The following is a 24,806-nucleotide window of genomic DNA, read 5'->3' on the forward strand; positions in this document are numbered from 1 at the left end:
AACGTTCTTCACATTGGCCGGTGCACCCCGTTTGCATTTGCCGCGTTCAATACACCACATGGGCGGTCCGGGTCCGGACTGTCCAGCTAAACAAGGAGAGCAGGATCATGAGCTTCACACGTTCAACCTTTTTCAAGTGGGCCGCCGCGGGCGTCGTGGCAGCCGGTGCATTGTTTGCCGCCACCTCGGCCAGCGCCCGCAGTGATGTGAGCTGGTCGATCGGCGTCGGCGTCCCCGGCGTGGCCGTGGGCGTTGGCAGCCCGGCCTACTACCCGGCCCCGGTCTACGTGCCGCCGGCCCCCGTCTACTACGCGCCGCCGCCCCCGGTTTACTATCGCCCGCCGCCGGTCTACTACCGTCCGGCCCCGGTCTACTACGGCCCGCCGGCCTATTACGGCCCGCGCTACTATGGTCGTGGCTACTACCGCGGACACGGCCACTGGCGCTAAAAAGCCACGGCAATCGTGACTGAATGAAAAAAGCCGGCCCCGAAAGGGCCGGCTTTTTCTTTGGGCGCTCGCCCGGCCGATTTCACATCGCGCGAAAAAGATGGGCGTAGAGCCGGCTGACCGGAATCTTCTCGGCCCGCCCGCGCAGCATCAGGTGCAGCTTGCCGGCCTCGTCGCGGTGCACCGACTCGATGGCCGAACTGCGCACCACCACCGCCCGGTGCACCTGCCAGAAGGTGTCGGCGTCGAGCTGGGGCAGCAGCTGCTTCAGCGGCGTGCGGATCAGGTATTCGTGCGTGGCGGTCAGCACGCGCAGGTATTTGTCGGCCGCCTCGAAATAAAGCACTTCGTCGATGGGCACCATGCGCACGGTGCTGCCGCCGGCGTCGCTGGCGGCGATCATGCGCAGCGGGGCGGGCGTGGCCATGGCGGCTCCTGTGCCGGCGGCGCCAAGCACCTGGCGCCATTGGGCGAGCGTCTGTTCCAGCGCCGCATCCGCCAGCGCGGGCGTGGTCGCCGGCTGCCGCGCGGCCAGCGCCTGTTGCAGGCGGCCCACGGTCTTGCGCAGGCGGTCGGGCTGCACCGGCTTGAGCACGTAGTCGATGGCCTGCGCCTCGAAGGCGCGGGCGGCGTATTCGTCGTAGGCCGTCACGAACACCAGCTGGGGCATGGGTGCTTCGTCGGCGGGCCAGCAGTCGGCCAGTTCGGCGGCGGCGCCCAGGCCATCGAGCCCGGGCATGCGGATGTCGAAGAAAAGCACCTGCGGCAGCAAGCGCAACGCCTCGCGCACGGCGCTGCGGCCGTCGCCCGCGGTGGCGACGATCTGCAGTTCGGGCCATGCCGCGGCCAGTTCGGCCTTGAGGGCCTGGGCCAGAAGGGGCTCGTCCTCGGCGATGAGGGCGGTGGGGGATGCAGTGGTCATCTTGTCGTTGTTTTCGTGTTGCATTCAGGCGGGTGCCGGAAAGCTCAGCGTGGCGAGGGTGCCGCCCGAAGGCGAGGGCGCCAGGCTCATGCCGCCGCGCTCGCCGTACACCGTGGCCAGCCGCTCGCGCACCTGCTCCAGCCCGAAGCCGCTGCCCTGCGACGGCGGTGCCGCGCCGAGGCCCACGCCGGTGTCGCTCACCTCGATCACCAGCAGGCCGCCTTCTTCTTGCCGGCGCGCACGCACGACGATCTCGCCGCCTTCCACCTTCGGCTCCAGCCCGTGGCGGATGCTGTTCTCCACCAGTGGCTGCAGCAGCAGCGGCGGCACCGGCGTATCGCGCAGATCCTGCGGCAGGTCGAGCGTGTAGCGCAGCCGGTCGCCCATGCGCACCGACATCAGCTCCAGGTAGTCGCTCAGCCGCTCGAACTCGGCCGACAGCGGATGCGAGAGCGCGCGCGAGCCGCTGAGCGTCATGCGCAGGTAGCTGTTGAGCCGGTCGAGCATGGCCACGGCGCGGGGCGGGTCGACGGTGATCAGCACGCGCAGGTTGGCCAGCGTGTTGAAGAGCATGTGCGGCTCCAGCTGCGTCTCCAGCAGCTTCAGCCGTGCCTCGGTGGCATTGCGCTGCGCCAGCTCGATCTGGCTCTGCATGTGCTTGCTCTTGCCGAGGCTGTAGAAGAAGAAGCACATGCCGACGGTCGCGATGATGGTGATCGTGACGCCGGTCGCCAGCTTGTGGCCCTTGAAGTCGAGGAAGTCGTACCGGGGCGCGCCGAACACGGCGTCGCCGATGAGATTGCCCACGAAGAAACCGACGGCCACGCCCAGCGCGATCAGCATGAAGCCCCAGGGCCAGTTCGGCCAGTGGGTTTCACTGGCCCCGCTGAGCAGGAGCCGCCCCGTGTCGATGAACAGCCAGCTGATCATCCCGATGGCCAGCGAATAGACCAGATGGCCGGCCCAGTTCTCGCCCCCCGTGATGGTCATCGCGATGGCGATGAGGCAGCAGAAGACGGCGGTGATCAGGCCATGCCGAAGCATGTCCCGGATGTTTTCCGCGCGGAAGCGGTGCAGCGGCGTCGTGGAACTCATCCGCGGTCCTGGCCCCCCAGCGCGCGGCGCTCGCGTTCGACCAGCCGGTCGTAGAAGCCGCCGCCCGGTGCGATGAACCAGACCACCGCCCCATGGATCAGGAGCCCCAGCCCCCAGCCCATGAGCGGATACATCGCCCAGCTGCGGCCGTTGGCGGCCGAGATGGTGACCAGCCCCAGGTTGACCAGCACATAGACGAAGGCGTGGATGTACCAGCCCATCTTGGCGCCGGCGCGGCGGCGGGCGATGCGCTCGACGTCGCAGCGGGAGGAATCGGAGGACGATGCGTAGGAAGTCATGACAGCTCCTTGTATTGGACAGGAATGAAATCGGTGGTCGCCACGGCAGGCTGCGGCGCCGCCTGAAGGGCCGCGCGCTGGCGCAGCTCCTCGGTGGTGTCGCCGGGGCCCTCGGGCTTCCAGCCGGGCGGCTTCACGAGGTAGCCGACGAAGGCGCGCACCGAGCGGGCCGAGGCGAGGTCGCGAAAGAGCGCGCGCCACTGGCCGAACTCGATCTCCAGGATGTTGTGCGTGGTGACCGGGTTGACGAGGCCGTAGCGGCAGGGCACGTCGGCGCGCTCCGGGATGTAGGTGCCGAACAGGCGGTCGAACACGATCAGCACGCCGCCGTAGTTGCCGTCCAGGTATTCCAGGTTCGAGGCATGGTGCACGCGGTGGGCCGAGGGGGTGTTGAGCACCCATTCGAGCGGGCCCAGGCGCGGGATCCAGGTCGCGTGGATCCAGAACTGGTACAGCAGGTTCAGCGTGAGCATCAGCAGGATCACCCGCGGCGGCATGCCCAGCAGCGGCGCCAGCATGAAGAAGGCCAGGGTGCCGGTAAGGCGGCCGGTCCAGCCGAAGCGGTAGGCGGCCGACAGGTTCAGCTGGTTCGGCGAATGGTGGATGGCATGGGTGCACCAGAACCACCGCACGCGGTGCGCGGCGCGGTGGTACCAGTAGTAGCAGAACTCCTGGCCGATGAAGCAGGCGGCCCAGCCGGTCCAGTGGTCCATCGGCAGGGTGAAGAGGCGGTGGGCGTAGAACCAGTCCATCGCGCCGGTCCAGAAGGCCAGGGGCAGCAGCCAGCGCAGGGGGTATTCGCGCACCAGGAAGTCGAACACCGAGACGCCGGCGGCCTTCCAGTCGTAGCTGCGCCAGCCGTTGCGCCACGAAAGCACCAGGGCCTCGGCGATGGAGGCGACGAGCACCACCGTGACGGAAACCTTGAGGATCAGCAGGAGCGCGTTCATGGCGGCGTTTCTTCTTCTGGAAGTGGTGGCCCGGGAATATTAGGCGGCGCGGGCGGCGGCAGCCATGGCGTCAGTGCGGATGGCCAGCTTCCACAGGCGCGCGGCGCGGGCCGCGAACACACCGGTGAACGCGCCGTACAGCACGGGAACCACGAGTGCGAGGGTGGGCTGGTGGCGCAGCTCGGGGTGCATGGCCAGGGCGGCGCCGACCACGTACTTGGTCAGGAAGATGCCCATCATGAGCATCAGCGGCACCGGGCTGCCGGCCACGTCGAACTGGCGGGTGGCCGCGTCGTAGCGGGTGGCGGCGTGCAGCGGGCGCTGCAGCACCAGGGCGGCCATCACGGCGGCGGCGGCGGCCCAGCCCAGCAGGGCGCCGAAGGAGTCGCCGAAGACCGAGGCCACGCCGTACAGCGACAGGCCGCCCATGGCGACGGGCATCAGCGTGACGCGGGTCAGGCTCACCTGGTTGGCCAGCAGCTGCCGGGCGCCGAGCCACAGCAGCAGGAAGAAGACGGCGAACACCCACTTGGGCGTGTGAAGGATGATCTGCATCAGCATGGCGGCACTCCGTTGAAGGTGAAAGGTGAAGAAAAGCTGAAAAGGCGGCACAAGGGAATCGATGGGGTGGACTGTGCCGGCGGCCCCCCATGCCCGCCATCGCCGTGCGACGGAATGCGCGCAGGCGGCGCCAATTGCAGCCGGGCGGCGCCAATTGCGGGGTTTCGCGGCAATTCGGGGAGGCTTCGAGGAGGCTCCGACGGGGCGCCAGCCAGCTTTACCGCCGCTTTACGGCCCAGCAAAGAGCCGGACTACCATCCGCGCTGTACTACGCTGGTCCGCACCTCTGCACCTTTCGCACGCACCGTCCATGGAACAAGAAAAACCAACCGAGCCTCTGCCTTCCACCGTGTCTCCCACGCATCCGACGGTACGCAGACGCCGTTGGATGGGCAGCCTGCTGGCCCTGCTGCTGCTGGCGGTGCTGGGCGGCGGCGCCTGGTATCTGGTCCAGCGCTCGAAGATGCCGGTTGCCGGCCCTGGTGCGGGCCCGGGCGCCGGGCGACAGGGCGGTCCCGGAGGCCCGGGCGGGCCGGGGGGGCGTGGTGGCGGCGGCGGCGCGGCCTCCAGCACGGTCGGCATCGCGACCGCCCGGCAGGCCGACATCCCCGTGCAGCTCGAGGCGCTGGGCACCGTCACGCCGCTGGCCAACGTGATCGTCCAGCCGCAGGTGTCGGGCGTGCTCACGGCGGTGCTTTTCCAGGAAGGGCAGATGGTCAAGAAGGGCGACGTGCTCGCCACCATCGATCCGCAGCCGTTCCAGAACGCGCTCGGCCAGGCCACCGGCGCACGCCAGCGCGACGAGGCGCAGCTCGCGGCGGCACGCGTCACGCTGCAGCGCTACCAGACCCTGCTGGGCCAGGACTCGATCGCCCGGCAGGACGTGGACACCCAGGCCGCGCTGGTCAAGCAGCTCGAAGGCACGGTGGCCATCGACCGCGCCAACGAGAACACCGCCAAGCTCAATCTCGCCTGGAGCCGCATCACCGCGCCGGTGAGCGGGCGCATCGGCCTGCGGCCGGTGGACGCGGGCAACTACATCTCCACCGGCACCGCCAACGGCGTCGCCACCATCACTCAGATCGCGCCGATCGACGTCGAATTCGCCATCCCGCAGGACCGCGTGCCCGAGGTGCAGGAGCGCCTGGCCCAGGGCGCCAAGCTCGACGCCACCGCCTTCGACCGTACCCGCACGCGCCGGCTGGCGAACGGCACTTTCTCCACGCTGGACAACCTGGTCGACACCGCCACCGGCACCGTCAAGGCCAAGGCCCGCTTCACCAACGCCGACAACGCGCTGTTCCCGAACCAGTTCGTCAACCTGCGGCTGCTGCTGCGCACCGTGAGCAGCGCCGTGGTGGTGCCCGTTACCGCGCTGCGACACGGCCCCAACGGCGACTACGTGTACGTGCTGAACGAGGACAGCACCGTGTCGCAGCGGCCGGTGACGCGCGGTGAATCGAGCGTGGACAACGTCGCGATCATGTCGGGCCTGAAGGCCGGCGAGCAGGTCGTGACCGAAGGCGGCGACCGGCTGAAGGACGGCGCGCGGGTGCAGACCCAGGCCGACCGTCCGGCCGGCGCGGCGTCGGCGCCGGCAGGCGGTACGCATCGCGGCCGCCGCCAGGGTGGTGGCGCAGGTGCCGGCGGGCCCGGCGCGCCCAGGGGCGGTGAAGCCGCTCCGGCTGCTGCTGCCCCCACAGCCCCTGCAGCCCCTGCAGCCCCGGCCGCATCCCCGGCGCCCTCGGCCGAATCGGCCCCTGCTGCCCCTGCAACCCCCGCCAGGCTCCCTACCGCCGAGCAGCGCCAGCGCATGCTCGACTCCGCCAAGGACAACCCCGAGCAGCTGGAACGCCGCAAGCGTTTCCTCGAGGCGCTGGACCGCGGCGACCCGGCCGCGCTGGAACGCTGGCAGCGCATGTCCGAAGGCCGCGGCGGCGAAGGCGCGCAGGGCAGGCGCGGCAACCAATGACGAGCGGTCCTTGCAGTAGCAGCAGCACGGAGGCCCCACGTTGAGCCCCTCACGTCCGTTCATCCTCCGGCCGGTGGCGACTTCGCTGCTGATGGTCGCCATCGTGCTGGCCGGCCTGGTGGCGTTCCGCTTCCTGCCGCTGTCGGCGCTGCCGCAGGTCGACTACCCGACCATCCAGGTCCAGACGCTCTACCCCGGGGCCAGCCCCGAGGTGATGAGCAACACCGTCACCGCGCCGCTGGAGCGCCAGTTCGGCCAGATGTCGGGGCTCGACCGCATGAGCTCGACCAGCGCCGCGGGCGTGTCGATCATCACGCTGCAGTTCTCGCTGGGCCAGACGCTGGACGTGGCCGAGCAGGAGGTGCAGGCCGCCATCAACGCCGGCGGCTCGCTGCTGCCGGCCGACCTGCCGGCGCCGCCGGTGTACGCCAAGGTCAACCCGGCCGACGCGCCGGTGCTCACGCTCTCAATCACCTCCGACACGCTGCCGCTCACCGACGTGCAGAACCTGGTCAACACCCGGCTCGCTCAGAAGATCAGCCAGGTCTCTGGCGTGGGGCTGGTGTCGCTCAGCGGCGGGCAGCGCCCGGCGATGCGCATCCAGGCCAACACCCAGGCGCTGGCGGCCAACGGCATCGGGCTGGACACGCTGCGCACCGCGATCTCGGCGGCCAACTCCAACGGGGCCAAGGGCAGCTTCGACGGGCCCAAGCGCGCCTACACGATCAATTCGAACGACCAGCTGATGACGGTCGACGACTACAAGAACCTGATCGTCTCGTACAAGAACGGCGCGCCGATCCGCATGGTCGACGTGGCGCAGGTGGTCAGCAGCGCCGAGAACAACCAGCTCGCCGCCTGGGCCGGCAACAAGGCCGACGGCACCAGCAAGCTGTCGCCCGCGATCATCATGAACGTGCAGCGCCAGCCCGGCGCGAACGTGATCGCCACCGTCGACGCCATCAAGAAGCAGCTGCCCGAGCTGCAGGCCGGCCTGCCCGCCGGGCTGAAGATCGAGGTGCTCAGCGACCGCACCGCCGGCATCCGCGCCTCGGTGCAGCACGTCGAGATGGAACTGGTGCTGGCCGTGGTGCTCGTGGTGCTGGTGATCTTCGCCTTCCTGGGCAGCCTGCGCGCCACCGTCATCGCCAGCATCGCGGTGCCGATCTCGCTGATCGGCACCTTCGGGCTGATGTACCTGCTGGGCTACAGCCTGAACAACCTGAGCCTGATGGCGCTGACCATCGCCACCGGCTTCGTGGTGGACGACGCGATCGTGATGATCGAGAACATCGCGCGGTACATCGAGGAGGGCGAGAAGCCGCTGCAGGCCGCGTTCAAGGGCGCCACGCAGATCGGCTTCACCATCATCTCGCTGACGGTGTCGCTCATTGCGGTGCTGATCCCGCTGCTCTTCATGGGCGACGTGGTCGGCCGCCTGTTCCGCGAGTTCGCGGTGACGCTGGCCATCACCATCCTGATTTCCGCGGTCGTCTCCCTCACGCTGGTGCCGATGATGTCGGCGCGCTGGCTCAAGCACGAAGAAAAGAAGCAGGTCTCCGACAAGGGCTTCGGCGCACGCGCCCAGCGCTTCTTCAGCGGCGTGATGGTGCGCTACGACCGCTCGCTGCACTGGGTGATCGAGCACCAGGCGCTCACGCTGCTGGTGGCGCTGCTCACCCTGGTGCTGACGGTGCTGCTCTACCTCACCATTCCCAAGGGCCTGTTTCCCACGCAGGACACCGGCCAGCTGCAGGCCCGCGTGCAGGCCGCGCAGGACGTGTCGTTCGACCGCATGTCGCAGCTTCAGCTGCAGGCGGCGCAGGCCATCCTCGAAGACCCGGCGGTCGAGAACCTCAGCTCCTTCGTTGGCGTCGACGCGGCCAACAACACGATGCTGCACACCGGCAGCATGCTCATCAACCTCGCGAAAGACCGCGACAGCCAGCAGGTCGTGATGGACCGCCTGCGCGAGCGCGTGCGGCAGGTGGCGGGCGTCACGCTCTACCTGCAGCCCACGCAGGACCTGACCATTGACGCCGAGACCGGCCCGACCGAATACCGCATGTCGCTCGAAGGCGTGGACAGCGCCGCCATCACCGAGTGGATGAAGAAGCTCGTCGCGAAGCTGCAGGAATCGGACAAGGTGCGCAACGTGAGCAGCGACGCCGGCGCCCAGGGTCTGGCGGCTTTCGTGAACGTGAACCGCGACACGGCTGCGCGGCTGTCGATCACCGCGAGCACCGTGGACGACGCGCTCTACAGCGCCTTCGGCCAGCGCATCGTCTCGACCATCTTCACCGAGACCAACCAGTACCGCGTGATCCTCGAGGCCCAGCCCGGCATGGTGAACACGCCGCAGACGCTGGGGCAGCTGAGCCTGATCGCCGGCTCCGGCACCGCGACGCCGCTGTCGGCCATTGCGCAGATCAGCGAGCAGCAGGCGCCGCTGCAGATCACTCACGTGGCGCAGTATCCGGCGAGCACGCTGAACTTCGACACCGCGCCCGGTGTTTCGCTCGGGGCTTCGGTCGATGCGATTCGTGCGGCGGCAAAGGAAATCGGGCTGCCCAGCAGCGTGACGATGACCTTCCTTGGGGCTTCAGGGGCTTACGAGAAATCGTTGTCTAACCAGCTGTGGCTGATTCTTGCCGCCGTGGTGTGCGTGTACATCGTGCTGGGGGTGCTGTACGAGAGTTACGTGCATCCGCTGACGATCCTGTCGACGCTGCCTTCGGCCGGGGTTGGGGCGCTGCTGGCGCTGATGATCACGGGCAACGACCTGGGGGTGATCGGGATCATCGGGATCATCCTGCTGATCGGCATCGTGAAGAAGAACGCGATCATGATGATCGACTTTGCGATCGATGCGGAGCGGACACAGGGGAAGTCTCCTCGGGAAGCGATTCACCAGGCTGCCTTGCTGCGGTTCCGGCCTATCTTGATGACTACGTTGGCGGCTTTGTTTGCTGCTGTGCCGTTGATGTTGAGTTTTGGGGATGGGGCTGAGTTGCGGCGGCCTCTTGGGTTGGCGATTTTTGGGGGGTTGATCGTCAGTCAGTTGCTTACTTTGTTCACTACGCCTGTTATTTATCTGGCGTTTGATCGACTGGGTGGGGGGAGTGCTCGGAATGTTGTGATTGAGGAGGAGGCGGTTTGACTTGGTTCGCCTCTTGTCGTTTTGTGTTCCGGGGCCGGGTCTCGCCCCGGCTGGCGACCTACTTTCTTTTGCTTCGCCAAAAGAAAGTAGGCAAAGAAAAGGCGACCCTACTGTCTGCGACCCTTCGCTTCGCTACGGGCAACCTGCGGTGCTCGACTCCGGAGGGGGTCCGCAGAACTCGCTTCGCTCAAACAGCTGCGGCCCTTATCCCTCCTACGTCTGCGCTCCTCGGCGCAGCCAGAAGGGATCGATCCGCGCCATCGCTTCGCTCGGCTTCTGAACAGCCTGGACGGGCCTTCGCGTTGCTCGGCTGCGCATTCGAGATCAACGGCTTCAATCACCCCACTGCCCAATCCCAAGCCCAGCAGGCGCAAAGCGCCTGCTGGCCACCAGCGGCCGAGCGCAGCGATGGCCCGCGTGTCCCCAATCCCCTCTGGCTGCGCCGAGGAGCGCAGCGTTTCGCGGATCAGGGCTCGCCCTTGTCTGAGCGAAGCGAGTTTGGGCGAGACCCCGCGAAACGCGAGCACCGCAGGTTGCCCCGTAGCGCAGCGAAGGGGTCGCAGACAGTGGGGTCGCCTTTCTTTTGCCTACTTTTCTTTGGCGAAGCAAAGAAAAGTAGGTCGGCCGCCGGGCCGAGACCCGGCCTCCGCCCTCCGCAAGGAGAGCAGCGATGAACCTATCCCTACCGTTCGTCCGCCGCCCCATAGGCACAGTGCTTCTGACCATAGGCGTAGCCCTGGCCGGCATAGCAGCCTTCTTCGTCCTCCCAGTCTCCCCCCTCCCGCAGGTCGACTACCCCGTCATCTCGGTAAGAGCCTCGATCCCCGGAGCGAGCCCGGAGACGATGGCCACCAGCGTAGCCACCCCGCTGGAGCGCCACCTCGGAACAATCGCAGGCGTCAACGAAATGACGTCGACGAGCTCGGTCGGCTCGACCCGCGTCACGCTGCAGTTCGACCTCAGCCGCAACATCGACGGCGCGGCCCGCGAGGTGCAGGCCGCCATCAACGCGAGCCGCATCGACCTGCCCGCCACGCTGCGCAGCAACCCGACCTACCGCAAGGCCAACCCGGCGGCGTCGCCGGTGATCATCCTGGCGCTCACGTCCAAGACCAAGACACCAGGCCAGATCTATGACGCCGTGTCGAACATCGTCAGCCAGCGCCTCTCGCAGGTCGATGGCGTCGGCGACGTGGAGATCGGCGGGGGCTCGCTGCCCGCCGTACGCATCGAGCTGCTGCCGTTCGCTCTCAACCGCTACGGCATCAGCACCGAGGACGTGCGCGCCGCCATCCAGGCGTCGAACGCCAACCGGCCCAAGGGCATGGTGCAGGGCGACGGGCGCAAGCTGCAGATCTACACGCAGACGCCGGCGCTGCGCGCGAGCGACTACGCGTCGATGGTGATCGCCTGGCGCAACGGCGCGGCGGTGCGGCTGCAGGACGTGGCGGAGGTGGTCGACGGTGTGGAGGACACGCGCACGCTGGGTCTCTTCAACGGCGAGCCGGCGATCATCGTGCTGATCACCCGGCAGCCCTCGGCCAACATCATCGAGACGGTGGACAGTGTGCGGGCGCTGTTGCCCGAACTGCAGGCCCAGTTGCCGCCCGACGTGACGCTGCAGGTGGCGTCGGACAGCACCAACTCCATCCGCGGCTCGCTGCGCGAGGTGGAGCTGACGCTGGTGATCTCCGTCATCCTGGTGGTGCTGGTGGTGAGCCTGTTCCTGCGCAGCGTACGCGCGACGATCGTGCCGGCCGTGGCGACGGTGGCGGCGCTGCTGGGCACCTTCGGGGTGATGTACCTGCTGGGCTTCAGCCTCAACAACCTGAGCCTGATGGCGCTCACGGTGGCCACCGGCTTCGTGGTGGACGACGCCATCGTGGTGCTGGAGAACACGAGCCGGCACATCGAGTCGGGAATGACGCGCATGAAGGCGGCGTTGCTGGGCGCGAAGGAGGTGGGTTTCACCGTGCTGTCGATCAGCGTGTCGCTGGTGGCGGTGTTCATCCCGCTGCTGTTCATGGGCGGGCAGGTGGGGCGGCTGTTTCGCGAGTTCGCGGTGACGCTGTCGGCGGCGGTGCTGATCTCGCTGGTGATCTCGCTGACCACCACGCCGATGATGTGCGCCTGGATGCTCAAGCCCGGCGGCGAGCACGACAAAAACAAGCCGCAGGGCAGGCTGGGCCGCATCGCCGCGCGCAGCTACGACTGGATGCTCAAGCGCTACGAGAGCAGCCTCGACTGGGCTCTGGACAGCAAGGCGCTGGTGATGCTGATCCTGGTGGCGGTGGTCGGGCTGAACGTGTATCTCTTCAGTGCCGCGCCCAAGGGCTTCTTCCCGCAGCAGGACAGCGGCCAGCTCAACGGCGGCCTGCGCGCCGACCAGAGCATCTCTTCGCAGGCGCTCGCCGAGAAGCTGCGGCAGGTGGTCGACATCATCCGGAAAGACGAGGCGGTCGACACCGTGGTGGGCTTCACCGGCGCGGGCCGGGCAGGGGGCGGCTTCATGTTCGTCAACCTGAAGCCGGCGAACCAGCGCAAGGACAGCGGCCTCGCGGTCATCGCGCGGCTGCGCCCGCAGCTCAACCAGGTGACGGGCCTGCGCGTGTTCCTGGGCACGGTGCAGGACGTGCGCTCGGGCGGCCGGGCAAGCAACTCGACCTACCAGTACACGCTCAAGAGCGACAACGTCGCAGACCTGCGCACCTGGGCCGTGAAGCTGGCCGACGAGCTCAAGCTGCAGCCGGTGCTGACCGACATTGACACCGACCAGGACCAGAACGGCGTGGAAACGGTGGCCAAGGTCGACCCCGACAGCGCGCGGCGCCTGGGCCTGACATCCACGGCCATCGACAACGCGCTCTACAACGCCTTCGGCCAGCGGCAGGTGGCGACCATCTACACCGAGCTGAACCAGTACCACGTGGTGATGGAATGGGCGCAGCGCTACACGCGCAGCCCGAACTCGCTGAGCGACGTTTACGTGCCGGCCACCAGGACGTCGGTGGTGGGCGGGCAGACCGTGACCACGCAGGTGGCGGCGAGCAGCACGTCGACGGGGTCTTTGTCTACTTCCTCGTCGAGTTCCTCGTCTTCCTCCTCGTCCTCGTCCGCCGCAACCGCGGCCACCGTGCCGGTGTCGGCCAACGCGGCGCTGCGCAACGCATCGACGGGCAACGTGCTGAGCAACACGGCCACCGCGCTCGTGCCGCTGTCGGCGGTCGCGAAGTTCGAGGAGCAGTCGGTGGCCACCTCGGTGAGCCACGAAGACGGCGAGCTGGCCACGACCATCTCGTTCAACCTCGCCGAGGGCGCCAATCTGGGTGACGCGCGCGAGGCCATCGCCAAGGCCGAGGCCAACATCGCCATGCCCACCAACGTGCGCGGCGCGTTCGCGGGCACGGCGGCGAGCGCGCAGCAGTCGCAGGGCCAGCAGGCGATTCTGATCCTGGCGGCGCTGATCGTGATCTACATCGTGCTGGGCATCCTGTACGAGAGCCTGGTGCACCCGATCACGGTGCTATCGACGCTGCCTTCGGCGGGCGTGGGCGCGGTGCTGGCGCTGCTGATGTTCCGCATGGAGTTTTCCATCATCGCGCTGATCGGCGTGTTCCTGCTGATCGGCATCGTGAAGAAGAACGCCATCCTGATCATCGACTTCGCGCTCGAGGCCGAGCGCCAGCGCGGGCTCACGCCGCTGGAGGCGGTGCGCGAGGCGTGCCTGCTGCGCTTCCGCCCGATCCTGATGACGACCATGGCGGCCGCGCTCGGCGCGCTGCCGCTGGCCATCGGCTTCGGCGAGGGGGCCGAGCTGCGCCGTCCGCTGGGCGTGGCCATCATCGGCGGGCTGATCGCGAGCCAGCTGCTGACCCTGCTGACGACGCCGGTGGTCTACCTGCTGCTCGACAAGCTGCGCCGCCGCGGCGCCAACGAGCGCGAGCTGAGCCGCGTGACGCCCGCCTGAGCGAGAAACGACAACGACATGAACGCACTGTTTACTTCCACTTCCCGCTTTTCGATTTCGGCGCTCGCACTGGCCGCCATGCTCGCGGGCTGCGCGGTCGGCCCGCGCTACGAACAGCCGGCCACCGCCGCGTCGGCCAACTGGAAGGAGCAGAAGGCCGCCGAAGGCTGGCTGCCCGCGGCGCCGGCCGACGCGCTCGACCGCGGCGAATGGTGGAGGCTCTTCGGCGACGCCACGCTCGACGACCTGGCCGGCCGCGTGCAGGTGTCGAACCAGAACATCGCCGCCGCGGTGGCCAACTACACGCAGGCCCAGGCGCTGGTGCGCGGCGAGCGCGCGGCGCTGTTCCCGTCGGTGTCGCTCGACGGCAGCGGCAGGCGCTCGGGCACGGTGGGTGGCAGCAGCACCTCGAGCCCGTCGAACAGCTTCTCGGCATCGTTGGGCGCGAGCTGGACGCCCGACGTCTGGGGCCGGCTGCGCGAGGCGGTGAGCAGCGCGCAGGCCAACGCGCAGGCCAGCGAGGCCGACCTGGCCGCGGCGCGGCTGTCGGCCATCGGCGACCTGGCGACCAATTACTTCTCGCTGCGCGAGGCCGATGCGGAGATCGTGCTGCTCGACGAGACCATCCAGGGCTACCAGCGCGCCTTCGACATCACCAGCAATCGCTATGCCGCCGGCATCGCCGCGCAGACCGACGTGCTTCAGGCGCAGACGCAACTGGTGAATGCCAAGGCCGAGCGCGTGGGCCTGCAGCGCACGCGCGCCACCTACGAGCACGCCATCGCGGCGCTGATCGGCGTGGCGCCGGCCGACTTCAGCCTGCCCGCCGCGCAATGGACGCCCACGGTGCCCGGCGTGCCGCTGGGCGTGCCCTCGACGCTGCTGCAGCGCCGTCCCGACATCGCGGCGGCCGAACGCTCGGTGGCGGCGGCCAATGCGCAGATCGGCATTGCGCGCGCGGCGTACTTCCCGAACATCAGCCTCACGGCGTCGGTCGGCAGCAGCAACGTCAGCCGCGTGAAGGACCTGTTCAGCTCGTCCAACACGCTGTGGGGGCTGGGGCTGTCGGTTGCGCAGGTGGTGTTCGACGCAGGCGCGATCGCGGCCAATGTCGATTCGGCAAAGGCGGGCTACGAATCCAGCGTGGCGCGCTATCGCCAGACCGTGCTCACGGCCTTCCAGGCGGTGGAAGACCAGCTCACCGCGAGTGCGACGCTCGCGCAGCAGGAGGGCCTGCGCCGCGAGGCCTCGGCGGCGGCCGACAAAACCGAGCAGCAGCTGCTCAACCGCTACCGCGCGGGGCAGGTCAGCTACACCGACGTGGTCACGGCACAGGCCGCCGCGCTCAGCGCGCGACGCACGCTGGTGCAGCTGCAGGTCAACCGCCAGACCACGGCCATCGCGTTGATCCAGGCCATGGGCGGTGGCTGGCAGGCCGGGTGGATGGACGGCGCTGCGCAGGCGCAGCCCGCCACATCGCCTGCCACGCGGTAAGCGCGGCGAGCGCTGATACCTGACCGGCGCGGGCGGTCGTCAATGCGCCGGGCGGTCCATGGTGTGACCCAGGTAGTCCTTGTCGGTCACGAGAACCCACAGCGCCAGCACCAGGATCACCGCGGCCACGAGCACCGCGTTGACCATCGCCGTCTCGGTGCCGCGGAAGCCGAGCACCCAGGGCGATACCGCGAGCCAGGCCGCCAGCGCGACCTCGGTCCATTCTTCCCACTGCCGGGGCACGAAGGTCGCACCCAGGGCCACCGCGCCGAGCACGATGCCGGTCGCCACCATCGTCCACATGGCGGCCGTCATGCCCGAAAAGCCCAGGACCCAGGGCGAGACGATCAGCCAGGCGCCGGCGGCGGCGTTGACGGGGTCTTGCCAATGCTTCACTTGCTTCATGGTCATTACCTCCTGTCGCGACAAGGCGCCGCGACAGAGTTTTGGACCCTTGCCGCGGCGGAGGGGTTCCTGCTGGAGCTGCGTCGCGCCTAGAGTGGCAACTCCAATGTTTCCCACTTGCGCGGCACGGTCACCTGGCGGCGGAGGTAGTCGGTCGGCATCGCCTGGGAGCCCCGGACGGGAAGACGCCATGGTTGCCAGCATCCGGATCGCGTTTCTATAATTGAGCACGTACTCAATCAATAAAGACCGCAGCCGACCGCCATGGCCAGACCCAGAAGCGAAGACAAGCGCAACGCGATCCTCGATGCAGCCATTGCCGAGTTCGCCAGCCGGGGCGCGTGGAGCACGCCCACCTCGGCCATCTCGCGCGCGGCAGGCGTGGCCGAGGGCACGCTCTTCACCTACTTCGCGAACAAGGAAGTGCTGGTCAACGAGCTCTACCGCCAGCTGAAGACCGAGCTCGCCGAGGTCATGCTCGCCGACTGGCCCGAGGAGGCGGACCCCAAGACAAAGTACCGCCACATCTGGGACCGCTATGTGTACTGGGGCGTCGACAACCCGGAAAAATTCAAGGTGATGTCGCAGCTCAAGGTGTCGGACCAGGTGAGCGATGAAAGCAAGGCGGCGGGCATGGCGCCGTTCCTGCGGCTGGAGGTGCTGGCGACGGAGTGCATCCGCAACGGGCTGATACGCGACCAGCCGCTGCCCTTCCTCGGCGCGATGCTGGGCGCGATGGCCGAGACCACGATGGTCTTCGTCGCGCAGACCAAGAGCAGGAAAGGGCGCGCCGGCTACTGCGAAGCCGGCTTCGAGACCTTCTGGCGCGGCATCGTCGCCGGCGCCTGAGTCCCCCGCAGACCCCCACGAGAGAGAACCACACCATGCCCAAGCTCAAGCGCCGCCATTTCGTTCTTGGCACCGTGGGGGCCGTCGGCGCCCTCGTCGTCGGCTGGTCTGCAACGCCGGCCGCGTCGCGGCTCGTGCCGGCCGAACCCCTGCCGGCCGCCCCAGGGCAGGTCGCGCTCAACGGCTGGGTCAAGGTGGGCAGCGACAACACGGTCACGCTGATGATGTCGCAGTCGGAAATGGGGCAGGGCACGCACACCGGGCTGTCGATGCTTCTCGCCGAAGAAATGGGCGCCTCGCTCGAGCAGATCCGGCTGGAGACGGCCGGCCCCGACGCCATCTACAACAACCAGGCAGCGATCCTCGACGCGCTGCCTTTCCGGCCCGGCGATGAGGGCGCGGTGAAGCGCTCGACGCAGCACGTGGTCGGCAAGCTGCTGCGCTCGATTCCGGGGCTCTCGGGCACGGGCGGCTCATCGAGCATCACCGACCAGTGGGTGCCGCTGCGCGAGGCCGGCGCATCGGCGCGCACCATGCTGCTGGGTGCCGCCGCCGCGCTGTGGCAGGTGCCCGTGGCCGAATGCCGCGCCGAAGCCGGGCGCGTTCTGCATGTCAGCGGCAAGAGCTCCACTTTCGGCGAACTGGCCCCGAAGGCCGCGCAGCAGCCGCTGCCGGCGCAGGTGGCTCTGAAGAAGCCTGCCGATTTCAAGCTCATCGGCCAGCCCGCGCGGCGCGTGGACGGCGCGGCCAAGCTCGACGGCTCCGCCACCTTCGGCCTCGACGTGCTCCCGCCGGGCCTGCTGTACGCGAGCATCGCGATGTGCCCGACCACCGGCGGCCGCGTCGCGAGCTTCGACGCCACGGCGGCGCAGAAGCTGCCGGGCGTGCGCAAGGCGATGGCGCTGGAGCCGGTCGGTGCCACGCTCATCGGCACCGGCGCCACGCCGGGCGGCGTGGCCGTGATCGCCGACACGCCGTACCACGCGATGCGCGCCGTGAAGGCGCTCGCCATCGAATGGGACCACGGCCCGGCCGCCAGCCTTTCGAGCGCCGAGATGATCGAGCGGCTCTCGCAGACGCTGCGCACCAGGCCCGGCAACGCGCAACTGAACGACGGCGACGTGGCCGCCGCGTTCCGGTCATCCGCCAAGACCATCGAGGCCGAGTACCGCGTGCCCTTCCTGGCCCACGCGACCATGGAGCCGATGAACTGCACCGTGCAGTTCAAGGACGGCAAGGCGACCGTGTGGGCGCCCACCCAGGCGCCGGGCTTCACGCGCAACGCGGCGGCCAAGGCGCTGGGCATCGACGCCGCCAAGGTCGAGCTGCACGTGACCTACCTCGGCGGCGGCTTCGGCCGGCGCTACAGCACCGACTTCGTCACCCAGGCCGCCACGCTGGCGCGCGAGACCGGCGGCGCGCCGGTGCAGCTCTTCTGGACGCGCGAGGAGGACATGGCGCACGACTTCTACCGGCCGGCCTACGTCGCGCGATGCAAGGCGGGCTTCGATGCGGCTGGCGCGCTGGTTGCCTGGCAGACCACGACGGCCGGCTCGAGCATGGGCGCGCCCTCGTTCATGGACACCACCACCGATGGCGCGTGGAATACGGCCTACGCATTTCCCAATGCGCGTGTCGCCCACGTGCCGGTGGAGTCGGCCATGCCCACGGGCGTGTGGCGATCGGTCGCGCATTCGCAGAACGCCTTCTTCGTCGAGAGCTTCATCGACGAATGCGCCGCCGCAGCGGGCAAGGACCCGGTGGCGTTCCGCGCCGCGCTGCTCGCCAAGGACGAGCGCCACCTGCGCGTGCTCAGGCGCGTGGCCGAGCTGTCGAACTGGGGCCAGCCACCGGAGCCGGGGCCCGACGGCGCGAAGAGGGCGCGCGGGCTGGCGATCCACCGCTCCTTCGGCAGCATCGTCGCGCAGGTGGCGGAGGTGTCGGTCTCGGCGGACCGGCAGGTGCGGGTGCACCGCGTGGTCTGCGTCATCGACTGCGGCGTGGCCGTCAACCCGAACCTGATCCGCCAGCAGATGGAAGGCGCCATCGTCTACGGCCTCTCGGCCGCGCTGCACGGCGAGATCACGGTCGAGAAGGGGCAGGTGCAGCAGAGCAACTTCCACGACTACATGCCGCTGCGCATGAACGAATGCCCGGCCATCGAGGTCGAGATCGCCGCCAGCGGCGAGGCGCCCGGTGGCGTTGGCGAGCCCGGCACGCCGCCCATTGCGCCGGCGGTGGCGAATGCCGTGTTCGCGCTCACCGGGCAGCGGCTGCGCAGCCTGCCGCTGAAGCTCGCCTGAGCGGCCGGACACCGGACAAACAAACAAGCAAGGAAAACGCGATGACCACCACGCTCACCGTCAACGGCAAGGCCGTCACCGTCAATGCCGAACCCGATACCCCCCTGCTGTGGGTGCTGCGCGGCGAGATGCGGCTCGTCGGCACCAAGTTCGGCTGCGGCAAGGCGCTCTGCGGCGCCTGCACCGTGCACCTCGACGGCGAGGCGGTGCGCTCCTGCGTCACCCCGCTGGAGGCGGTGGGCAGCCGGGAAGTGACCACCATCGAGGGACTGAATGGCAAGGAGGCCGACGCCCTGCGGCAGGCCTGGGCCGCAGTCGACGTGGTGCAGTGCGGCTACTGCCAGAGCGGTCAGCTGATGTCGGCCTGCGCGCTGCTGAAAAAGACGCCAAAGCCTGGCGATGACGACATTTCTTCCGCAATGAGCGGAAACATTTGTCGCTGCGGTACCTATCCGCGCATCCGCGCCGCCATTCACATCGCCGCGCAGACAGCCTCGCGCTGAGAAGAACTGGCCGGGTTTCGGGCGGCGCAACCGGGCGGGGGCGGGTTAACGCTCGTGGTCAGAAAGCTGTTTACAAAAATTAAGAATTTTTCCGTAATCATCGAAAAAGCCCAGAAATAAAATTTTTACGGAAACAGGGGATATGAAGCTTTTGTACGCCGCCGTACCATCCGCGCGGCCCGCTTCCGGCCGCCCCCAGTTCCCGACTTTCGATGACCCCCCCAGATCCTTCACGGACGCGAGCGTTGTCCGTGGCCGAAACCCTGCGTGACCGCATCTTCGATGGCGAGATCGCGCCCGGTTCCCATTTGATGGAAATTACGCTGGCCAACGAGCTCGGCGTGTCGCGCACGCCTGTTCGCGGCGCCATGGCACGGCTGGCGGACGAGGGGCTGCTGGTCTACCTGCCCAACAAGGGCTTCCAGGTGCGCCGCTTCAACGCCAAGGACGTGCACGATGCCTTCAGCGTGCGCGCCACGCTGGAAGGCATGTGCTGCCGGCTGATCGGCGAGGTCGGGCTCGACGGCGCGGCCCTGTCGAAGCTGACCGCCATGCTCGACGAGCAGCACGAGCTGCTGCATCACACCGGCGAATGGTCCGAAGGCCGCGCCGCCCGCTGGCAGGACCTGGACCTGGCCTTCCACCAGAAACTGCTGGCGCTGGCGGACAACCGCTGGCTCGCCGAAGCGGTGCAGCGCGCCAGCCAGCTGCCGATCATCTTCGACAGCAAGCTGCGTCCCCACAACCGCGATGCCTCGATGCTGCTGCACAGGCACGAGCAGGCCCTGCAGGCGTTCGCGGACCACTGCCGCATCGTCGAGGCGCTGGGCCGGCAGGAAGCCGCCGCCGCCGAGGCCGCCATGCGCGAGCACATCAACTCCAACCGCGATCTGCTGGTGCTCTACCTGAGCCAGAAGAACCCGACCCGCACCCGGGCCCTGGTCTGAAGCAGACTCAGGCCGGCCCCTGGCCGCCGCGCATGGCCGGCGCCGTGAGGTAGGCCCCCGACTCGAATAGCTGCGCCTCGGCCTGGTCGATGCGCCGGATCACCGGTTTGCCGGCGCGGCTGGCCAGCAGCTCGACCAGCGCCTCCGTCACCGCCACCCCGGCCGCGACCGAGGGGAAGAAGGAGGGGCTGTTGATCGTGAAGAGCAGCGTCTCCTCCGCCAGCAGCGACAGCGGCGAGGCCACGCTGTCGGTGATGGCGACGATGCGGCAGCCCGCCGCCTTGGCCGCCCGCGTCACCTGCAGCGCCTCGCGCGAATAGGGCGCGAAGCTCGCCACCACCAGCGCGTCGCCCTTGGCGAAGGCGCGCTGCTGCATCTCCAGCGAGCCGCCCTGGCCGTCGACCAGGTGCACGCTGGCGCGGAAGAGCCGGTACACGTACACGAACGAAAAGGCGATCGGAAAGCAGGCCCTGAAGCCGGCGGCGTGCACGGCGGGTGCCTTCTCGATCAGCGCGCAGGCCTTCTGCAGCGCGTAGCCGCTTTGCTGGTGGGTGGCTTCGAGGTTGCGGCGCTGCACTTCGAACATCTCGCCGGTCAGCGTCTGGTCGCTGGCGCGGCCGACGAGCTGCTTGGCGCGGCCGCCGTAGGTCTCGGAGCCCAGGCCCATCCCGGCGGCGAAGGCTTCCTTGAGCTGTGGCCAGCCTTCGTAGCCCATGTGTTGCGCGAAACGCACGAGCGTCGCGGGCGTGCTCTGCGAGCGCATGCCGACGCTGCGCATCGAGCCGGTGACCACCGCGTTCGGGTGGTCGAGTACGTAGCGCGCCACCTGTTGCAGCGCGGGGCTCAGTTCGTTGAAACGCTGGCGGATCTGCTCTTTGGCGTCCATGACGATGTGTCTCCTTGGCTGAGTTGGAACAAATGTACCGGAGCAGGGAAAACACGGCAGTTGACGGAACAAATGTTCCAAACAATAATTCGCCGGAAACGTTAGTTCCAAACACCCAGCCATGACGCACGTCTTCCACCGCCACCTCCGCCAGACCCCGCCCGTTGCCGCGGGCTCCCACGGCATGTTCATTCGCGACGCCGAGGGCCGCGAGTACCTCGACGCCTCCGGCGGCGCCGCCGTGTCCTCGCTGGGCCACGCGCATCCCGAGGTCATGGCCGCGATGCACGCGCAGATCGACAAGCTGGCCTACGCCCACACCAGCTTCTTCACGAGCGAGGTGGCCGAGCAGCTGGCGGACGAGCTGATCGGCTCCGCCCCCGAGGGCATGAGCCATGTCTACCTGGTGAGCGGCGGTTCCGAGGCGGTGGAGTCGGCGCTGAAGATGGCGCGGCAGTACTTCGTGGAAATCGGCCAGCCGCAGCGCACGCACTTCATCGCGCGCCGACAGAGCTACCACGGCAACACGCTGGGCGCGCTGGCCGTGGGCGGCAACGCATGGCGCCGCGAACCCTTCGCGCCCATCCTGGTGCCGGCCACGCATGTCTCGCCCTGCTATCCGTATCGCGAGCAGCACGCCGACGAGAGCGCCGAGCAGTACGGCCTGCGCCTGGCGGCCGAGCTGGAAGCGGCCATCCTCGCGCAGGGCGCCGACCGCGTGATCGCCTTCGTCGCCGAAACGGTCGGCGGCGCCACGGCCGGCGTGCTCACGCCGGTGCCGGGCTACTTCAAGGCGGTGCGCGCGGTGTGCGACAGGTACGGCGTGCTGCTGATCCTCGACGAGGTGATGTGCGGCATGGGTCGCACCGGTTCGCTGCACGCCTGCGAGCAGGAGGGCGTGGTGCCCGACCTGATGACTGTCGCCAAGGGCCTGGGTGGCGGCTACCAGCCGGTGGGCGCCGTGCTGGCGCAGCGCCGCATCGTCGAGGCGATGTCGAAAGGCAGCGGCTTCTTCCAGCACGGCCACACCTACCTCGGCCACCCGATGGCCTGCGCCGCCGCGCTCGCGGTGCAGCAGGTGATCCGCCGCGACGGCCTGGTCGCCAAGGTGCGCGAGGACGGCCTCGCCTTCGGCCGCATGCTTGCCGACGCGCTGGGCGCGCATCCGCACGTGGGCGACATCCGCGGCCGCGGCTTCTTCTGGGGCATCGAGCTGGTGGCCGACCGCGCGAGCAAGGCGCCGTTCGATCCGGCGCTGAAGGTCAACGCCACCGTCAAGAAGGACGCCATGTCGCGCGGCCTGCTGTGCTACCCCTTCGGCGGCACGGTCGACGGCCGCCAGGGCGACCACGTGCTGCTGGCGCCGCCGTTCATCGCCACCCGGCAGGACCTGCAGGAGATCGCCGCGCGGCTCGCGGCCTCGATCGACGCGGTCACGCGTGCCGCGGCAGCGGCTACGGCGCGCTGAGCGCCACCACTTTCCCGTCCGTTCGTCTTCCCTCCACCATCGCCTCGAGGAGCGTTCCATGCCCAAGCTTCGTCCGCTGTTTTCCTTCGCCGCCGTGCTTGCGGCCGCGCTGATGCCTTTCGCCGCCGCGCAGGCGCAGGAGAACGACACGCTCGCCAAGATCAAGGCCAGCGGCGCCATCACCTTCGGCTACCGGGAGTCGTCCTTCGGCTTCTCTTACCTCGACGGCAACCTCAGGCCGGTGGGCTACAGCCTCGACATCTGCAACCGCATCGTCGAGGCGGTAAAGAGCGAGCTGAAGATGCCGGCCGTCGAGGTCAGGTACCAGGCCGTCACCTCGGCCAACCGCATTCCGCTGGTGCAGAACGGCACGGTCGACATCGAATGCGGCTCCACCACCAACCTCGTCGAGCGGCAGAAGCTGGTGGCCTTCTCGCCGGACATCTTCCGCTACAACGTGCGCATGCTGGTGAAGGCCGATTCGGGTATCAAGGGCATCGCCGACCTGCAGGGCAAGACCGTGGCCACCACAAGCGGCACCACCTCGTTCCGCCTGCTGCGCGAGGCCGACCGGGGCCGCAACCTGGAGGTGACCAATCTCGCGGGCAAGGACCACAGCGACTCCTTCCTGCTGGTGGAAACCGGCCGCGCCCAGGCCTTCGTGCTCGACGACATCCTGCTGGCCGGCCAGATCGCGAACGCGCGCAATCCCAAGGACTTCCTCATCACCGGCGAGAGCCTGCGCACCGAGAACCAGTCGCTGATGTTCCGCAAGGACGACCCGGCCTTCAAGGCGCTGGTCGATCGCGTGGTCTCGGGCATGATGAAGTCGGGCGAGATGGAGAAGCTCTATGCGAAGTGGTTCATGTCGCCCATTCCGCCCAAGGGCATCAACATCAACTACCCGCTGAATGCCGAGACGAAGGACGCCTTCGCCAATCCTTCCTCCAAGGGCATCTGAGCGCCGGCGCCTGAACTCATGACCCGCATCGCCCTGATCCACGCGCTCTCGCACTCCGTCGCGCCCATCAACGAAGCCTTCGCGCGCGACTGGCCCGATGCCGTGCGCATGAACCTGCTCGACGACAGCCTCTCGGCCGACCTGGCGCGCGAGGGCAAGGGGCTCGACGCCGCCATGCACGTGCGCTTCCAGCGCCTCGCGCAGTACGCGGTCGACACCGGCGCGCAGGGCATTCTCTTCACCTGCTCGGCCTTCGGGCCGTGCATCGAGGCGGTGGCGCGGCGGCACGCGGGCATTCCGGTGCTCAAGCCCAACGAGGCCATGATCGACGAGGCAGTGCGAGGGCTGCAGGGCAGGCTGGGCCTCATCGCCACCTTCGCCCCCACGCTGGCGTCGATGCCGCCGGAGTTTCCTTCGGAGGTCGCGCTCGAAACCGCGCTGGCCGAAGGCGCGCTCGATGCATTGAACGCTGGCGATACGCAGCGCCACGACGCGCTCATCGCCGCCCAGGCCGCCGCACTGCGCGAACGGGGCTGCACGCGCATCGCGCTGGCGCAGTTCAGCATGGCACGGGCACGTTCTGCCTGCGAGGCCGCCAGCGGGCTGCCGGTGCTCACCACGGTCGACAGCGCGGTGCGCGCGCTGCGCCGCCGCGCCGGTGGCGGCGCTTCAGCGTAGGCGAGAGAACTCGATCACCGAGAACAGCGCGGTCATCGCGATCTGCGCCGCGTCGCTGCGCCCGAGGGTGCGGGCGAGGCCGGTCTCGCGGTCGGTGGCTTCAAGCCCCTGCGACAGGCGGCGGTAGATGTCCGCCGAGGGCATGCTCGCCGAGGTGCCCAGCGCATCGCAGTAGGTGTCGGCGAGCACGGCCGCGAGCTGCTCGCTCTGCTCGTTCGACAGCTTCATCGGGTCGCCGGTGAAAACCGACGCGATGCAGTGCATCAGGTAGGCCTGTGTTTCGAGCGAGAACGACTGTTGCCGCACGTAGCATTCGACCGCTGCCCAGAAGAGCGGCTCGGAGGTGCGGCGCCAGCTTTCGAGCACCTTGCGCGCCTTGGCCACCAGGTCGGCGTGCGTGTCGCCGGGTTCTGTGGGGCGCAGCGCCAGCCCCTGCAGGGTGAGCGCGGCTTCCGGGCCGGCCGCGCCGAGGATGAAGCTCCAGAACTTCCAGCGCGCATACCACTTCTTGTCGTGCGCGGGGTCCAGCGGTTCGAGCAGCCAGAAATCGATGCTCTGCACCGCGTCGCCGCGCTGTTCGGCCACGTTGCCGTCGCCCAGGTCGAGCGCGGCCATGCCCGACTGCATGCGGTCGGCCTCGATGTGGCCCTGCGCGACGATGCCCGCGCTGGAGCCCGAGAGGTCGATGTCGCGCAGCCGCTGCATCAGCTGCCGCAGTTCGTGGGCCGACGCGCCCGTGGCCTCGGTCACGCGGCGCATCGAGGCGCGCTGCTCGCGTTCCAGGTCGAGGGCGTTCTTGCGGCGGTCTTCGCCGTGATCGTCGAAAGTCGAGGCGTGCTCTTCGAGTCTGTCACCGGGCGTGAACGTTCGCATTACCAATGGCTCCTTAGGCATCCCATGCCTTCGCACACCCTCGACTGTGTGTCAACGCGCCGTG

At 68.6% G+C, this 24,806-nt stretch carries 20 protein-coding genes; 12 read left to right on the forward strand and 8 right to left on the reverse strand.

What is annotated here, in order from left to right:
* Positions 1-107 precede the first annotated feature (107 nt).
* Positions 108-449 (forward strand): hypothetical protein, encoded by a 342-nt coding sequence (locus ABL838_RS10820; RefSeq protein ID WP_126024215.1) that lies wholly within the window; start codon positions 108-110, stop codon positions 447-449.
* An 82-nt stretch (positions 450-531) separates the two neighbouring features.
* On the opposite strand, the gene ABL838_RS10825 is transcribed toward ABL838_RS10820, so the two are convergent.
* From ABL838_RS10825 to ABL838_RS10845, 5 genes are read right to left on the reverse strand one after another with little or no spacing between them, the layout of a single operon-like run.
* Complete coding sequence (locus ABL838_RS10825; RefSeq protein ID WP_418125298.1) at positions 532-1,371, reverse strand: LytR/AlgR family response regulator transcription factor; 840 nt, start codon at positions 1,369-1,371, stop codon at positions 532-534.
* Between the two features lie 24 nt (positions 1,372-1,395).
* Positions 1,396-2,466 carry a sensor histidine kinase gene (locus ABL838_RS10830; protein WP_418125299.1) on the reverse strand — a complete coding sequence of 357 codons (1,071 nt, stop codon included), beginning with the start codon at positions 2,464-2,466 and terminating at the stop codon, positions 1,396-1,398.
* Positions 2,463-2,765 carry a 2TM domain-containing protein gene (locus ABL838_RS10835; RefSeq protein ID WP_418125300.1) on the reverse strand — a complete coding sequence of 101 codons (303 nt, stop codon included), beginning with the start codon at positions 2,763-2,765 and terminating at the stop codon, positions 2,463-2,465. The genes ABL838_RS10830 and ABL838_RS10835 overlap by 4 nt, the downstream gene beginning before the upstream one ends.
* Complete coding sequence (locus ABL838_RS10840) at positions 2,762-3,715, reverse strand: sterol desaturase family protein (RefSeq protein ID WP_126024219.1); 954 nt, start codon at positions 3,713-3,715, stop codon at positions 2,762-2,764. The genes ABL838_RS10835 and ABL838_RS10840 overlap by 4 nt, the downstream gene beginning before the upstream one ends.
* Positions 3,716-3,754: 39 nt before the next feature.
* Complete coding sequence (locus tag ABL838_RS10845; RefSeq protein ID WP_126024220.1) at positions 3,755-4,276, reverse strand: DUF6622 family protein; 522 nt, start codon at positions 4,274-4,276, stop codon at positions 3,755-3,757.
* A gap of 310 nt (positions 4,277-4,586) precedes the next feature.
* Between ABL838_RS10845 and ABL838_RS10850 the strand changes: the two genes are divergently transcribed.
* The 4 genes from ABL838_RS10850 to ABL838_RS10865 all read left to right on the forward strand — a co-directional run bounded on the left by ABL838_RS10850 (position 4,587) and on the right by ABL838_RS10865 (position 14,869).
* Positions 4,587-6,248: an efflux RND transporter periplasmic adaptor subunit gene (locus tag ABL838_RS10850; RefSeq protein WP_418125301.1), complete on the forward strand. Its 1,662-nt coding sequence runs from the start codon at positions 4,587-4,589 to the stop codon at positions 6,246-6,248.
* A gap of 40 nt (positions 6,249-6,288) precedes the next feature.
* Positions 6,289-9,408 (forward strand): efflux RND transporter permease subunit, encoded by a 3,120-nt coding sequence (locus ABL838_RS10855; RefSeq protein ID WP_418125302.1) that lies wholly within the window; start codon positions 6,289-6,291, stop codon positions 9,406-9,408.
* A gap of 670 nt (positions 9,409-10,078) precedes the next feature.
* The gene (locus ABL838_RS10860; RefSeq protein ID WP_418125303.1) at positions 10,079-13,375 is read left to right on the forward strand and encodes an efflux RND transporter permease subunit; all 3,297 of its coding nucleotides are present in this window, start codon (positions 10,079-10,081) and stop codon (positions 13,373-13,375) included.
* 18 nt (positions 13,376-13,393) lie between these two features.
* Positions 13,394-14,869: an efflux transporter outer membrane subunit gene (locus tag ABL838_RS10865; RefSeq protein WP_418125304.1), complete on the forward strand. Its 1,476-nt coding sequence runs from the start codon at positions 13,394-13,396 to the stop codon at positions 14,867-14,869.
* A 39-nt stretch (positions 14,870-14,908) separates the two neighbouring features.
* Here ABL838_RS10865 and ABL838_RS10870 read toward each other — a convergent pair whose 3' ends face one another.
* Positions 14,909-15,274, reverse strand: coding sequence for an SPW repeat protein (locus ABL838_RS10870; RefSeq protein ID WP_126024225.1), 366 nt, complete (start codon positions 15,272-15,274; stop codon positions 14,909-14,911).
* A gap of 264 nt (positions 15,275-15,538) precedes the next feature.
* Here ABL838_RS10870 and ABL838_RS10875 point away from each other — a divergent pair, with 264 nt between their 5' ends.
* From ABL838_RS10875 to ABL838_RS10890, 4 genes are all read left to right on the forward strand, one after another.
* A complete protein-coding gene (locus tag ABL838_RS10875; RefSeq protein ID WP_184636334.1) occupies positions 15,539-16,123 on the forward strand; it encodes a TetR/AcrR family transcriptional regulator in 585 nt (194 codons plus the stop codon).
* 35 nt (positions 16,124-16,158) lie between these two features.
* Positions 16,159-18,426 carry a molybdopterin cofactor-binding domain-containing protein gene (locus ABL838_RS10880; protein WP_418125305.1) on the forward strand — a complete coding sequence of 756 codons (2,268 nt, stop codon included), beginning with the start codon at positions 16,159-16,161 and terminating at the stop codon, positions 18,424-18,426.
* 41 nt (positions 18,427-18,467) lie between these two features.
* The gene (locus ABL838_RS10885) at positions 18,468-18,929 is read left to right on the forward strand and encodes a (2Fe-2S)-binding protein (protein WP_369658735.1); all 462 of its coding nucleotides are present in this window, start codon (positions 18,468-18,470) and stop codon (positions 18,927-18,929) included.
* 251 nt (positions 18,930-19,180) lie between these two features.
* A complete protein-coding gene (locus tag ABL838_RS10890; RefSeq protein WP_418125306.1) occupies positions 19,181-19,876 on the forward strand; it encodes a GntR family transcriptional regulator in 696 nt (231 codons plus the stop codon).
* A gap of 7 nt (positions 19,877-19,883) precedes the next feature.
* Here ABL838_RS10890 and ABL838_RS10895 read toward each other — a convergent pair whose 3' ends face one another.
* Positions 19,884-20,762, reverse strand: coding sequence for a MurR/RpiR family transcriptional regulator (locus ABL838_RS10895; RefSeq protein ID WP_418125307.1), 879 nt, complete (start codon positions 20,760-20,762; stop codon positions 19,884-19,886).
* Positions 20,763-20,883: 121 nt separating this feature from the next.
* Between ABL838_RS10895 and ABL838_RS10900 the strand changes: the two genes are divergently transcribed.
* The 3 genes from ABL838_RS10900 to ABL838_RS10910 are packed head-to-tail and all read left to right on the forward strand — an operon-like array spanning position 20,884 to position 23,869.
* Complete coding sequence (locus tag ABL838_RS10900) at positions 20,884-22,230, forward strand: aspartate aminotransferase family protein (protein ID WP_418125308.1); 1,347 nt, start codon at positions 20,884-20,886, stop codon at positions 22,228-22,230.
* Between the two features lie 58 nt (positions 22,231-22,288).
* Complete coding sequence (locus ABL838_RS10905) at positions 22,289-23,191, forward strand: amino acid ABC transporter substrate-binding protein (protein ID WP_126024232.1); 903 nt, start codon at positions 22,289-22,291, stop codon at positions 23,189-23,191.
* A gap of 18 nt (positions 23,192-23,209) precedes the next feature.
* Positions 23,210-23,869: an aspartate/glutamate racemase family protein gene (locus ABL838_RS10910; RefSeq protein ID WP_418125309.1), complete on the forward strand. Its 660-nt coding sequence runs from the start codon at positions 23,210-23,212 to the stop codon at positions 23,867-23,869.
* On the opposite strand, the gene ABL838_RS10915 is transcribed toward ABL838_RS10910, so the two are convergent.
* Positions 23,861-24,742, reverse strand: a complete 882-nt coding sequence (locus ABL838_RS10915; RefSeq protein WP_418125310.1) for a hypothetical protein — start codon at positions 24,740-24,742, stop codon at positions 23,861-23,863. The two genes, ABL838_RS10910 and ABL838_RS10915, sit on opposite strands and share 9 nt — an antisense overlap.
* Positions 24,743-24,806 lie beyond the last annotated feature (64 nt).

Source organism: Variovorax sp. 160MFSha2.1 (genome assembly GCF_048305075.1).
GTDB lineage: Bacteria > Pseudomonadota > Gammaproteobacteria > Burkholderiales > Burkholderiaceae_C > Variovorax > Variovorax guangxiensis.

Bases quoted from the DNA above. Each gene is read 5' to 3' on its own strand.
- ABL838_RS10820 (WP_126024215.1), top strand. From the start codon at position 108: ATGAGCTTCACACGTTCAACCTTTTTCAAGTGGGCCGCCGCGGGCGTC.
- ABL838_RS10825 (WP_418125298.1), bottom strand. From the start codon at position 1,371: ATGACCACTGCATCCCCCACCGCCCTCATCGCCGAGGACGAGCCCCTT.
- ABL838_RS10830 (WP_418125299.1), bottom strand. From the start codon at position 2,466: ATGAGTTCCACGACGCCGCTGCACCGCTTCCGCGCGGAAAACATCCGG.
- ABL838_RS10835 (WP_418125300.1), bottom strand. From the start codon at position 2,765: ATGACTTCCTACGCATCGTCCTCCGATTCCTCCCGCTGCGACGTCGAG.
- ABL838_RS10840 (WP_126024219.1), bottom strand. From the start codon at position 3,715: ATGAACGCGCTCCTGCTGATCCTCAAGGTTTCCGTCACGGTGGTGCTC.
- ABL838_RS10845 (WP_126024220.1), bottom strand. From the start codon at position 4,276: ATGCTGATGCAGATCATCCTTCACACGCCCAAGTGGGTGTTCGCCGTC.
- ABL838_RS10850 (WP_418125301.1), top strand. From the start codon at position 4,587: ATGGAACAAGAAAAACCAACCGAGCCTCTGCCTTCCACCGTGTCTCCC.
- ABL838_RS10860 (WP_418125303.1), top strand. From the start codon at position 10,079: ATGAACCTATCCCTACCGTTCGTCCGCCGCCCCATAGGCACAGTGCTT.
- ABL838_RS10865 (WP_418125304.1), top strand. From the start codon at position 13,394: ATGAACGCACTGTTTACTTCCACTTCCCGCTTTTCGATTTCGGCGCTC.
- ABL838_RS10870 (WP_126024225.1), bottom strand. From the start codon at position 15,274: ATGAAGCAAGTGAAGCATTGGCAAGACCCCGTCAACGCCGCCGCCGGC.
- ABL838_RS10875 (WP_184636334.1), top strand. From the start codon at position 15,539: ATGGCCAGACCCAGAAGCGAAGACAAGCGCAACGCGATCCTCGATGCA.
- ABL838_RS10880 (WP_418125305.1), top strand. From the start codon at position 16,159: ATGCCCAAGCTCAAGCGCCGCCATTTCGTTCTTGGCACCGTGGGGGCC.
- ABL838_RS10885 (WP_369658735.1), top strand. From the start codon at position 18,468: ATGACCACCACGCTCACCGTCAACGGCAAGGCCGTCACCGTCAATGCC.
- ABL838_RS10895 (WP_418125307.1), bottom strand. From the start codon at position 20,762: ATGGACGCCAAAGAGCAGATCCGCCAGCGTTTCAACGAACTGAGCCCC.
- ABL838_RS10900 (WP_418125308.1), top strand. From the start codon at position 20,884: ATGACGCACGTCTTCCACCGCCACCTCCGCCAGACCCCGCCCGTTGCC.
- ABL838_RS10905 (WP_126024232.1), top strand. From the start codon at position 22,289: ATGCCCAAGCTTCGTCCGCTGTTTTCCTTCGCCGCCGTGCTTGCGGCC.
- ABL838_RS10910 (WP_418125309.1), top strand. From the start codon at position 23,210: ATGACCCGCATCGCCCTGATCCACGCGCTCTCGCACTCCGTCGCGCCC.
- ABL838_RS10915 (WP_418125310.1), bottom strand. From the start codon at position 24,742: ATGCGAACGTTCACGCCCGGTGACAGACTCGAAGAGCACGCCTCGACT.